Genomic DNA, 11,784 nt, shown 5'->3' with positions numbered 1-11,784 from the left:
GCGGGATTTTACGGAGTGTCACGAAAGCATGCAATGACGTGGGGCCGAATTTCAAAAAAAAAGTAACAAAAAAGGCGGCATTGCGCCGCCTCGGGTCAACCGTTCTGTTACTTGTACAGGTCGGCGCTGATGGTCACGTTGTTACCACGTTCCTGCCACTGGCGGGTGATGTGGTAATACTTCGCCCCTTTCTTCGCCGCACGTTTCGCGACCTGATAAGAGACTTCCGTCATGTTGCCGTAGTTGCCGGTAAATTTAATGCTGTCGAACGGCACCATCTGCGCTGCAGTGGCTTTGTTCAGCTCTTCAATTTTGGTTCCGTCTGGCAGGGTAACGGAGTAACGGCCACCTTTGGTGGATTGTGTTTCGAAGAAACGGCCCACTTCAGCGCTTGGTGCGGCAGAGGTGGCTACGCCTGGAATTTCCACTTTCTTCGCTTCTTCACCGCCTTTCGCTATCGCCGCACGACCCGCTTCGGAATCAGCAGGAATAGCGTCCGGGCTTTGCAGAACGCGTTTTTTCGCATCTTCTTTATAGATGAACGCAGTAATGCGCTGGTTGCCACCCTGGTTAGCATCGACCTGACGCACGATAAAGAAAGAGTACGCGCCTTTTTCTTTTGCGGCTTTGGTGATGGCATCGTTCACTTCAGGCTGGCTGCGATAGAAGCCCTGCACGGTGACGGTGTCATAAGGTTCCAGCTCAATCGCCTGATCTTTCGGTAATTCAACGACGCCGTTAATCACGCGGTTTTTCGGTGCGTCAGCTTTCGGCGCATTGTCTTTATACAGCGCAATGGTCACGCGCTGGTTACCGCTGTTGCCGGAGTCAGACTGATCAACAACGTAAAACGAGGCCGCACCGTTTTTATCGGCGGCTTTTGATGCGGCGGCGACGGCATCGCCAATAGAATTATAACGACCCACAATGACCGTATGGTCAAAAGGTTTTAACGCTGCCGCTTGCTCCGGCGTTAACTCTGTCGCGGCATTCGCAGACAGGGCGGTCGCGGAGAGAAGTGCGGACGCCAGGAGTGTGTTCTTAAGCTTCATAAAAATAATCCTTCGCCTTGCGCAAACCATGTACTGGTATTGTTGTTAATTTGAGACGGTCCCGATTATGGCATTTAAAACCCGTCGCTGTCTGCGCCATTTTTCACAGCCTGTGCTCACTGAATCATCTGATTTGATAACATTTAGTGATATGTTGAAAAAACAGGCGTCTGACAAGCAAAACTGATAAAGCTTATGACTTTTACAAGTTAATTTAATGTTAATAAGTTGTTCTCTAATGGCGCTATATCATGTTTTTACCGCTTCGCTTGCGCTATTTATCGGTCTCAGCGATGAATTTAAGGTAAATATCACTGTCAGCGACGCAGATCACTTATTTTTCACAGATAAAGTAAGAAATAGTGTTTTCTGGCGGTAGATCACGGGCGTTATTTTCAGTAGGTTATAGAAAGTTTGTTACTGTTTTATTTTCTGGGGTTAATCATATGTCGTCGCTGTCCTGCTGGCGAAAGTTGATACAAACCGCGGGCATTTATCGACAAACCATCATCAAAAACCGATGGAAGGGAAAACTATGCGTATTGGGGTACCAAAAGAACGGTTAGCCAATGAAACCCGCGTAGCGGCAACACCGAAAACGGTGGAGCAACTGCTTAAACTGGGTTTTACCGTCGCAGTTGAACGCGGCGCGGGCAAACTGGCGAGTTTCGATGACGAGGCCTTTATTCAGGCTGGCGCGGAAGTGGTGGACGGTGCTGAAGTCTGGCAGTCGCCCGTTATTCTCAAGGTTAATGCGCCGGAAGAGAGCGAGATTGAACTGCTTAATCCTGGCACGACGCTGGTGAGCTTCATCTGGCCTGCACAGAATCCTGAGTTGATGGAGAAGCTGGCAGCACGTGGCGTGACCGTGATGGCCATGGACTCCGTGCCGCGTATTTCGCGCGCGCAGTCGCTGGATGCCTTAAGTTCCATGGCGAATATCGCCGGTTACCGCGCGATTGTTGAGGCGGCGCATGAGTTTGGTCGCTTCTTTACCGGTCAGATCACCGCGGCAGGGAAAGTGCCTCCGGCGAAAGTGATGGTGATTGGCGCGGGCGTGGCGGGTCTTGCGGCTATCGGCGCGGCAAACAGCCTGGGCGCTATCGTACGCGCTTTTGACACCCGTCCTGAAGTAAAAGAACAAGTCCAAAGTATGGGGGCCGAATTCCTTGAGCTGGACTTCAAGGAAGAAGCGGGCAGCGGTGACGGTTACGCGAAGGTCATGTCCGAAGCTTTTATCAAAGCGGAAATGGAACTCTTCGCCGCGCAGGCCAAAGATGTCGACATCATTGTCACTACCGCGCTTATCCCCGGTAAACCCGCGCCGAAGCTGATTACCCGTGAGATGGTTGACTCCATGAAGTCGGGCAGTGTGATCGTCGACCTGGCGTCGCAGAACGGTGGCAACTGTGAGTACACCGTGCCAAATCAGGTGACCACAACTGCTAACGGCGTGAAGGTGATCGGGTATACCGATTTGCCGGGCCGTCTGCCAACGCAGTCTTCTCAGCTGTACGGTACCAACCTTGTTAACCTGCTGAAACTGCTCTGCAAAGAGAAAGACGGCAACATCACCGTTGATTTTGACGATGTTGTTGTGCGTGGCGTAACGGTGGTGCGTGAAGGCGAAATCACCTGGCCTGCGCCACCGATTCAGGTGTCCGCGCAGCCTCAGGCGGCACCGAAAGCGGCGCCTGAGCCTAAAGAGCCAGCTAAACCGGCTTCTCCGTGGCGCAAGTACGCGATCATGGCGCTGGTCATTATTCTGTTTGGCTGGCTGGCAGACGTCGCGCCGAAAGAATTCCTCGGCCACTTTACCGTCTTCGCGCTCTCGTGTGTGGTGGGGTACTACGTCGTATGGAATGTCTCCCATGCGCTGCATACGCCACTGATGTCGGTCACTAACGCCATCTCCGGGATTATCGTGGTCGGGGCGCTGCTGCAGATTGGCCACGGCGGCTGGGTAAGTTTCCTGAGCTTTATCGCGGTGCTGATCGCCAGTATCAATATTTTCGGTGGGTTCACCGTGACTCAGCGCATGCTGAAAATGTTTCGTAAAGGCTAAGGGGTAGCATATGTCTGGAGGATTAGTCACAGCCGCATACATTGTTGCTGCAATCCTATTTATTTTCAGTCTGGCGGGGCTTTCCAAACACGAAACGTCTCAGCAGGGAAATAACTTTGGTATCGCCGGGATGGCGATTGCGCTGATTGCCACCATCTTCGGGCCGGACACCGGCAACGTTGCATGGATCCTGGTGGCGATGATCATCGGTGGCGCGATTGGTATTCGCCTGGCGAAACGCGTTGAAATGACCGAGATGCCGGAGCTGGTGGCCATTCTGCACAGCTTCGTGGGGCTGGCGGCGGTGCTGGTGGGCTTCAACAGCTACCTGTACCACACACCCGGTCTGGAACCGATTCTGGTCAACATCCATCTGACGGAAGTGTTCCTCGGCATCTTCATTGGTGCGGTGACCTTCACCGGCTCAATTGTCGCGTTCGGCAAACTGCGCGGTAAGATCTCTTCTAAACCGCTGATGCTGCCAAACCGTCACAAGCTGAACCTGGCGGCGCTGGTCGTGTCCTTTGTGCTGCTGGTGGTCTTCGTGCGCACTGAAAGCGTGGGCCTGCAGGTGCTGGCGTTACTGGTGATGACCCTGATTGCTCTGGCCTTTGGCTGGCACCTGGTGGCCTCCATTGGTGGTGCCGATATGCCAGTGGTTGTCTCCATGCTGAACTCCTACTCCGGTTGGGCCGCGGCGGCAGCTGGCTTCATGCTGAGCAACGATCTGTTGATCGTCACCGGTGCGCTGGTCGGTTCTTCTGGTGCGATCCTGTCTTACATCATGTGTAAGGCGATGAACCGTTCGTTTATCAGCGTTATCGCGGGTGGCTTTGGTTCTGATGGCTCCTCAACCGGTTCTGACGAAGAAGTGGGTGAGCACCGTGAGATCAGCGCGGAAGATACCGCAGAGATGCTGAAAAACTCACACTCGGTCATCATTACCCCAGGCTACGGCATGGCGGTGGCGCAGGCTCAGTATCCGGTTGCGGAGATCACCGAGAAACTGCGTGCGCGTGGTATCAAGGTTCGCTTTGGCATTCACCCGGTCGCGGGACGTCTGCCAGGCCACATGAACGTGCTGCTGGCGGAAGCGAAAGTGCCTTACGACATCGTGCTGGAGATGGATGAGATCAACGATGATTTCACCGATACCGACACCGTCCTGGTTATTGGTGCCAACGACACCGTTAACCCGGCGGCGCAGGACGATCCGCGTAGCCCAATCGCCGGTATGCCGGTTCTGGAAGTGTGGAAGGCGCAGAACGTGATTGTCTTCAAACGTTCCATGAATACCGGTTATGCAGGGGTTCAGAACCCGCTGTTCTTCAAAGAGAACACGCACATGCTGTTTGGCGATGCAAAAGCCAGTGTCGATGCGATTCTGAAATCGCTGTAAATCAGCGACAAAAAAACCGCCGGAAACGGCGGTTTTTTTATGTCTGAACTTAGTCGTCTTCCGGGTCGTCCAGTTCAACCGGTGTCTGATACTCATCCGGCTTGATGACCAGCAGGTCACAGCGCAGATGGTCGATCACCTGTTCGGCGGTATTGCCCAGGAACGCGGCAGAAATACCGGTCCGGCCAATGGTACCCAGTACCACAATCCCCGCCTGCAGATGTTCTGCTAAATCCGGGATCACCTCTTCAGGCAACCCTTTTTCCACATGTGTCATTTTCTCATCGATGCTGAATTTCTGGCGTAACGCCTTCATGGCCAGCAGGTGCTGCCCCCGGATCGCATCGTTATACACGCTCGGGTCAAATTCAGGCAGCTCGATGGCAATATTAATCGGTGTTACCGGGTAAGCGCCCACCAGATGGACTTCAGTGTGGTTAACCTGCTCGGCAAGCTGGATCGTCTCCTTGACCAGCTTTTCATTGAGCGAATTGTGGTAATCCTCCTCGCTCGCCAGGTTGACCGCCACGACGGCCTTGCCGCCTTCTGGCCACGGCTGGTCTTTTACCATCCACACCGGGCAAGGGCATTTACGCAGCAGGTGCCAGTCGGTAGGGGTAAAGATCACGGATTCCAGCTTGTCGTGCTGGTGCGCCATTTTCAGCAACAGGTCGTGCCCACCGGCGACCACTTCCTGGATAATGGCTTCGAAAGGTCGGTTATGCCAGACCACTTTAATATCGATAGGAACACCCGCTTCCAGGTAATATTTGGCCTGTTCACGGATCCACGCGGTACGCTGGCTGATCACTCCCTGACGCATTGCGGTGCGTTCGTCAGGCGACAGAAGGGTGGTCATCTCATATGAGAAGTCATAGATCGGCAAAAACGCTTTGATTTTGCCACCAATCCGTTGATGTAGATACACAGCACGTCGTAATGCCGGCTGATCGTCCTGGTTAGGATCGATAGCCACCAGCATGTTTTGATACTTTGCCATACAGGTCTCCTTACTACTGTCACCACAGTCTGTAATTAAAAGAGTAACCTATATATCTTGAATGAAACAGGGGGGAAGTTTTTGTCAGATCAATAAATCATGAAAATCTGTCACAGAAAAAGAACCGTTGTCGTTACCGCGATAAAGGCAATCAGCAGCAGTACCATCACCGCAATCGCAAACGTCGTTGAATCCTGTACGTAGGTTTTTTCTTCACCCTTCATTGGCCCGACAAGCATGATCCAGATGAATATGAAGGTCACTGAGGCGATAACGACTGAAACGAAAAATAAACTTTCTCTCAATTCATAACCTCAACAAGAACCTTTCAGGGACTGAGTGGGGCGGTGCCAGGGAAACGTGGTGAAACGGAAGTGGTGACGTACCAGACCAATAAATCATAAAAATTTATCGGCCTGGCATCAATCATGCGGAGGCGTTATGCCACGTTGCGGGAGTGACCGGCAAGAACGGCCAAAGCTTCACCGTTTTCGATGGTAATGTATTTACCCTTAACGGCCAGCATTCCGCTTTTCTGGAAACGACCCAGCAGGCGGCTGATGGTTTCCACCGTCAGGCCCAGGTAGTTACCGATATCGCCACGCGTCATGGTCAGACGGAATTCACGCGGGGAGAAACCGCGCTCCGCGAAGCGGCGTGAGAGGTTATAGATAAACGCGGCCAGGCGTTCTTCTGCATTCTTTTTGGAAAGCAGCAGAATCATGTCCTGATCGCCTTTGATCTCACCGCTCATCAGACGCATCATCTGCTGACGCAGATTGGGCATTTTGCCTGAGAGATCGTCCAGCGTTTCAAACGGGATTTCGCAAACCATTGAGGTTTCCAGCGCCTGAGCAAAGCTCGGGTGATGGCCAGTACCGATGGCATCAAAGCCAACCAGGTCACCCGCCAGATGGAAGCCGGTGATCTGCTCATCACCCTGTTCAGTGATGGTGTAGCTTTTGATGGTGCCAGAACGGATAGCATAGAGCGATTTCAGTTCGTCTCCCGCTTTAAACAGCGTCTGCCCTTTCTGAATAGGCTTTTTGCGCTCGATGATATTATCAAGCTGATCGAGTTCATGCTCATTCAGGGTAAACGGGATACAGAGCTGGCTGATGCTGCAATCCTGGCAATGGATAGCACAACCGCCAGACTGAATGCGTCGTATAATTCGCTTTTCCGGGATCATAGGTTTGCTCAAGCCTTAATTGATATTGGTCAATTTTAACATCTTTTTGGTAAGTACGTAAGCCTGCCAAACCATCAATAAGGACAAGAGACGGCAACCTGTTGCCATCTTCTTGAAATTCCACAGCTTGATTATGGATTTTTAGCCTAACCGGAAGAAAATTAAGCACTAAAAGCCTGGAAACTAGAGCAGGAGATACCCCTCGTGACGCAGTAACCACTCCTTGCGCTGCACGCCACCGGCATAGCCGGTCAGGGTGCCGTTGCGGCCAATCACGCGGTGGCAGGGGACCACAATACTGACGGGGTTAGCGCCATTTGCCGCGCCGACCGCGCGGGCCGCGCCGGCACGGCCGAGTTGCCCGGCGAGCTGGCCGTAATGCATGACCTGTCCGCACGGAATACTGCGCAGCGCCTGCCAGACTTCGCGCTGGAAAGGTGTGCCTGCCGTGGCGGTCGGCAGGGTGTCAATGATGCTGAGATCGCCCTCGAAGTACGCCGTCAGTTTGTCGCTCAGGCCGCCTGGGTTGGTGGCGCTGATACGTTCATAACCCTGCGCGCGATAGTGCACGTTGAGCAACGTGTCCATCCTGTCGCTGTGTTCTTCCCACTCAACGGCGCGCAGACAGAACTGCTCGTCTGCAATCACCCACAGTGGACCAAGCGGCGTGGCAATTTTATCTTCGAGTAATCTCAGCATCGTTAATCCTTTAGTGCAGCCTTGGGTAAATCCCCGGCCCAATCGGCAGACCGACAAGATACCATGCCACCAGCATCACCAGCCATACCCCTAAAAAGATAAGCGGATAGGGTAAAACCAGCGAATAGTAGGTACCCAGTTTTGCCTCTGGTTTATAGCGCTGCAGGAAGCCTAAAAACAGCGGAACAAACGGTGAGACCGGTGCCAGCGGGATGACGGAGGAGTCTGCGATACGGAACAGGATCTGGGCAAACGCCGGGTGGAACCCCAGCATCATAAACATCGGCACAAAGATGGGAGCCAGAATCGACCAGATTGCCGAGCCGCTGGCGATAAACATGCACAGCAGTGACGACAGCAGCGCAAGGCCGACAAATGCCGGGACGCCGCTTAACCCCGCCGCTTCCAGCGCATCGGTCAGCCCCACGGCCATAAATTTGCCCATGTTGCTCCAGTTAAACATCGCCACGAACTGCGCCAGCGGGAACACCATCACAATAAAGCCCGCCATCTCTTTCATGGGTTCGATCATCAGCTGCGGCAGATCGCCCTGACGGCGAATTTTGCCGGTGGCGATCCCATAGGCGAGCGAAACGACAAAGAAAAACAGAATAATCAGCGGCACAATGCCCTGAATAAACGGCGAGGGGAGAACGGTATGTTTAACCGGATCGCGCAGGATGCCGTTTTCCGGTACCACCATCAACGCGACCGCGGCAATAAACGCCAGCGAGACCACGCCTGCCACGCGCAGGCCAACGCGTTGCTCTTTACTCAGCGTCTCCAGCTTCTCATCGCTTCGGCCTTCCCATTTCCCTAAACGCGGCTCAATGAGCTTATCGGTAATCAGTCCGCCCACCAGGGTCAGCAGGACCACCGAGCTGGCCATAAAGTACCAGTTGTCGATGACGCTGACGTGCATCGCGGTGTCGATGGTTTTGGCCGCCTCCGTGCTGATGCCTGAGAGCAGGACATCGGTGGTCACAATCAGCAGGTTGGCGGTAAAGCCGCAGCCTACGCCCGCAATCGCCGACAGCAGACCCGCCACGGGATGGCGTCCGACGGCGAGGAAAATCAGAGCGCCCATGGGCGGCATGATCACCAGCGCGGCATCAGAGGAGATGTGGCTAAAGAAGGCGATAAACAGCACCATGTAGCTGGCGTAACGTGCGCTGACGTGGGAGGCCATTTTCACCATCAGCGCCGGTAACAGACCGACACGCTCGGCAAGCCCGGCGCCCAGTACCAGCGCCAGAATGGCCCCCAGCGGGGCGAAGCCGCTGAAGTTTTTAACCACATTCGGTAAGAACCAGTGCAACCCTTCGACACTCAACAGGTTCTTGACCGCCACCATACTGCCATCGGCCGGACTGCGCACGCTGACATCAAAGGCGGACAGCACCGCTGTCGCCACCATCAAAACCACGATCAACCAGATAAAAAGCAGGAAAGGGTGCGGCACTTTATTGCCGATCCTTTCAACCCAGCCATAGAGCTTACCGGATGGGGAATGCGAAGGTATGGAAGACATACTCATGGGCGTTCCTCGGGACTGTTGTTGTGTTGTTGTGTTGTGTTTTATTATTTTAAAGGTGACGGTGTCACGCCTGCCGGAATCGGACACACGTACGGTTTTTCGGTGATTTGTTGTTCGAACTCTTCCCGGCATTGTTGCAGCAGCGTTGCATCCTGGAGCAGATTTAGCGCGGTTGCGCCCATCACTTTTCCGGCCAGCAGCATGCCTTTATGAGCAATCGAGGTTCGCCCCTGAGCCACGAGTTGCCAGGTATGCAAAGGCGTTCCGATGGTAAAGCAGGGGCTGAAACACTGTGCCACCGGCATTTTCCAGCTGACATCGCCCACATCGGTTGACCCGGCCAGTACGTTATCGGTAATGGCGTAAGGTGCGACCTCATCTGTCAGTAACATCTCCTGCTGACGGCGCGCAAAAGCGTTACCGGCTTCTCCCCCCGTCGCGGCAATGTTCTTCAGGCTGTTTTGCAGGTCATTTGGCGTTAGCGTGGCACGAATATCCTGCGCAAACTGGCGCTCCTCTTCCGTCCACTCCGGCGTGCCGTAATGCTGCAGGGCGCGATACATCGCCGCTTCGAGCGTGCGGTTGGGCAGGTAGCTGGAGCAGGCTTTATCAAAGCGACACGCAACGGTGGTTTCGGTCATCATTGCCGCGCCCTGAGCGATTTTCTCGATACGTTCGTAGATCTGCTGCGCATCGGCCATTTCCGGCGCGCGGATCAGATACAGCACTTCAGCCTGCGCCTGCACCACGTTGGGTGAGATTCCACCGGTATCGGTGATAGCGTAATGAACGCGCGCTTTCTCAATGATGTGTTCGTTGAGGAAATTGGTGCCAGTGGTCATCAGCGTTACGGCATCCAGCGCGCTACGCCCCAGATGTGGCGAGTTAGCAGCATGCGCCGCCACGCCGTGAAACCGCCAGGCGGCCTGAATATTGGCCAGCGTGCTGACGTTAAACATGCCGGCAAATGCTTCAGGGTGCCAGGTGACGGCGGCATCAACGTCATCAAACAAACCTTCGCGCACCATAAAGGTTTTCCCTGAACCACCTTCTTCACCAGGACAGCCGTAGAAACGCACGGTGCCGCTCCCCCCGTGCTGCTCCAGCCAGCTTTTCACCGCAATGGCACCCGCCAGCGCTGCCGTTCCCAGCAAATTGTGGCCACAGCCGTGGCCGTTGGCACCCGGCGTGGCGGACTGTGCCGTCGCGCAGTGTGCCTGCTGGCTCAATCCGGCCAGAGCATCATATTCCCCCAGTAGGGCGATAACGGGTTTACCGCTGCCGAAGCTGGCGATAAAGGCATTCGGAATCCCGCCGGCTTCACGGGTCAGATTGAAACCTTCCGCTTCCAGCGCGCCGGCAATCCGTTCCGCGGACCAGAACTCTTCAAAACGCGTTTCAGGGTGATCCCAGATGTCGTCGGCAATGTCGGTTAACAGCTGACATCGCGTGTCGATGGCATCGGCAATAAAAGCGTAGTTCTCCTGCATTACACACCTCGCGTCCACGGGAAATTAAGCGCAGTGCGCGCCAGCGTTTCGATAGCGAGGTTCATGACCTGCTCATCAAAATCAAATTTTTCATTGTGATGACCTGCGCTTAACTCGGTACCGAACACCATATACGACGCCATTCCGCCGTTCTGTTGCACGCGGGCCATCATCAGAGTCGCGTCTTCGGAACCTGCGGGGGCGTTGACTCTGTCAATGGCCTGCACCACGCCGGTCACCTGGCTTGCCTGCTGGCGCAGATAATCTACCCAGGCCGGTGTAGGGGCACTGGCGGTGGCGGCGCCCATCAGACGCATCTCGACGCTCACGCCGTAGAGTGCCGCCGCACCGGTAATCACGGCCTGCGCGCGTTCAAAGACGTACTGGTTAATGGCTTCGCTTACGCCGCGGGTTTCAACCTTGAGCAGGGCGTTAGCCGGCACGACGTTGCGTCCGCTGCCGGCCTGCATCACGCCGACATTCACCCGCGATGCACCTTCGCTGTGTGGGGCAATGCTGTGAAGCGCGATAGCGGCCTGAGCCGCGGCGAGCAGGGCATTACGGCCGTCCTCCGGTTTACCACCGGCGTGTGCGGCAACCCCGGTAAAATGCACATCGAACTTGGTGGTGGCCATAAAGTTATCGCTGCCGCAGATCACCACACCGGCGGGCACACCGGTGCCAATGTGAATCGCGGTGAAGTAGTCCACGTCGTCGAGCGCCCCGGCGGCCACCATGGCGCGAGCGCCTCGGGTGCCTTCCTCGGCAGGCTGGAAGATCAGTTTGATGGTGCCATTGAGTTGCGATTCATTCTGCTTAAGCACGTGCGCCAGCCCCAGACCAATAGTGGTGTGGCCATCGTGGCCGCAGGCGTGCATCATCCCCGGGTTGCAGGAGGCAAACCCGTCGCGGAACGGGCGATGGCTGTCATCGAGTGCTTCGCTTAAATCCAGCGCGTCCATATCCACGCGAAACGCCAGCGTCGGGCCTGGGCGGCCGGTATTCAGGGTCGCCACAATGCCGGTAAATCCCCCTTCAAACGGGGCCAGCCATTTCTCTGGTGCGCCTTGCGCCCGGGCGCGAGCAAACTCTCGCGCCAGCGTGGCGTCATCGGGTAATCCCATACGGCTTTCGGCGTCCACCACGTCGCGGCCCATCGCCAGCGAATAACCCAGCTGGTCTAAGATTTCCGCGACTTTCGCCGCCGTGCGAAATTCGAGCCATCCGGACTCCGCGAAATGGTGAAAATCGCGACGCCATGCGCTCAGTTGTGGGGCTAATGTCTGGATGTACTGCGCCAGTGATTCCATATCTGTTCCTGTCATCATTAAAATATGTGAACTGCTTCAC

General features: G+C 55.1%; 10 protein-coding genes. 2 read left to right on the top strand and 8 right to left on the bottom strand.

Features of this window, described 5'->3' with window-relative positions:
- Positions 1-107 precede the first annotated feature (107 nt).
- Positions 108-1,052: a DUF1471 family protein YdgH gene (gene ydgH / locus AAIR21_RS04305; RefSeq protein ID WP_020884309.1), complete on the bottom strand. Its 945-nt coding sequence runs from the start codon at positions 1,050-1,052 to the stop codon at positions 108-110.
- A gap of 535 nt (positions 1,053-1,587) precedes the next feature.
- Between ydgH and pntA the strand changes: the two genes are divergently transcribed.
- Positions 1,588-3,117: a Re/Si-specific NAD(P)(+) transhydrogenase subunit alpha gene (pntA, locus tag AAIR21_RS04300; protein WP_020884308.1), complete on the top strand. Its 1,530-nt coding sequence runs from the start codon at positions 1,588-1,590 to the stop codon at positions 3,115-3,117.
- A gap of 10 nt (positions 3,118-3,127) precedes the next feature.
- Entirely contained in the window at positions 3,128-4,516 is a 1,389-nt protein-coding gene (gene pntB / locus AAIR21_RS04295; RefSeq protein ID WP_014169826.1) for a Re/Si-specific NAD(P)(+) transhydrogenase subunit beta, read from the top strand.
- Between the two features lie 49 nt (positions 4,517-4,565).
- Here pntB and uspE read toward each other — a convergent pair whose 3' ends face one another.
- From uspE to AAIR21_RS04260, 7 genes are all read right to left on the bottom strand, one after another.
- Entirely contained in the window at positions 4,566-5,516 is a 951-nt protein-coding gene (gene uspE, locus AAIR21_RS04290) for a universal stress protein UspE (protein ID WP_014169827.1), read from the bottom strand.
- Between the two features lie 110 nt (positions 5,517-5,626).
- Positions 5,627-5,821, bottom strand: coding sequence for a hypothetical protein (locus AAIR21_RS04285; RefSeq protein ID WP_014169828.1), 195 nt, complete (start codon positions 5,819-5,821; stop codon positions 5,627-5,629).
- A 134-nt stretch (positions 5,822-5,955) separates the two neighbouring features.
- Positions 5,956-6,708 carry a fumarate/nitrate reduction transcriptional regulator Fnr gene (gene fnr, locus AAIR21_RS04280; RefSeq protein ID WP_014070017.1) on the bottom strand — a complete coding sequence of 251 codons (753 nt, stop codon included), beginning with the start codon at positions 6,706-6,708 and terminating at the stop codon, positions 5,956-5,958.
- A gap of 183 nt (positions 6,709-6,891) precedes the next feature.
- The gene (ogt, locus tag AAIR21_RS04275; RefSeq protein WP_020884306.1) at positions 6,892-7,407 is read right to left on the bottom strand and encodes a methylated-DNA--[protein]-cysteine S-methyltransferase; all 516 of its coding nucleotides are present in this window, start codon (positions 7,405-7,407) and stop codon (positions 6,892-6,894) included.
- Between the two features lie 10 nt (positions 7,408-7,417).
- Positions 7,418-8,944, bottom strand: a complete 1,527-nt coding sequence (gene abgT / locus AAIR21_RS04270; protein ID WP_020884305.1) for a p-aminobenzoyl-glutamate transporter — start codon at positions 8,942-8,944, stop codon at positions 7,418-7,420.
- 44 nt (positions 8,945-8,988) lie between these two features.
- A complete protein-coding gene (locus AAIR21_RS04265; protein ID WP_020884304.1) occupies positions 8,989-10,434 on the bottom strand; it encodes a M20 family metallopeptidase in 1,446 nt (481 codons plus the stop codon).
- On the bottom strand, positions 10,434-11,744 hold the full coding sequence (locus AAIR21_RS04260; RefSeq protein ID WP_020884303.1) for a M20 family metallo-hydrolase: 1,311 nt from the start codon (positions 11,742-11,744) through the stop codon (positions 10,434-10,436). Before AAIR21_RS04260 ends, AAIR21_RS04265 begins: the two co-directional genes overlap by 1 nt.
- Positions 11,745-11,784 lie beyond the last annotated feature (40 nt).

The sequence above is a fragment of the Enterobacter sp. PTB genome (assembly GCF_051130085.1).
GTDB classification, from domain to species: domain Bacteria; phylum Pseudomonadota; class Gammaproteobacteria; order Enterobacterales; family Enterobacteriaceae; genus Enterobacter; species Enterobacter ludwigii.
The sequence above is the reverse complement of the archived record's forward strand: the minus strand, read 5'-3'. Positions and strand labels throughout refer to the sequence as shown.

Coding starts and splice junctions, on each gene's coding strand:
- ogt (WP_020884306.1), bottom strand. CDS start 7,407: ATGCTGAGATTACTCGAAGATAAAATTGCCACGCCGCTTGGTCCACTG.
- uspE (WP_014169827.1), bottom strand. CDS start 5,516: ATGGCAAAGTATCAAAACATGCTGGTGGCTATCGATCCTAACCAGGAC.
- fnr (WP_014070017.1), bottom strand. CDS start 6,708: ATGATCCCGGAAAAGCGAATTATACGACGCATTCAGTCTGGCGGTTGT.
- pntB (WP_014169826.1), top strand. CDS start 3,128: ATGTCTGGAGGATTAGTCACAGCCGCATACATTGTTGCTGCAATCCTA.
- AAIR21_RS04265 (WP_020884304.1), bottom strand. CDS start 10,434: ATGCAGGAGAACTACGCTTTTATTGCCGATGCCATCGACACGCGATGT.
- abgT (WP_020884305.1), bottom strand. CDS start 8,944: ATGAGTATGTCTTCCATACCTTCGCATTCCCCATCCGGTAAGCTCTAT.
- ydgH (WP_020884309.1), bottom strand. CDS start 1,052: ATGAAGCTTAAGAACACACTCCTGGCGTCCGCACTTCTCTCCGCGACC.
- AAIR21_RS04260 (WP_020884303.1), bottom strand. CDS start 11,744: ATGGAATCACTGGCGCAGTACATCCAGACATTAGCCCCACAACTGAGC.
- pntA (WP_020884308.1), top strand. CDS start 1,588: ATGCGTATTGGGGTACCAAAAGAACGGTTAGCCAATGAAACCCGCGTA.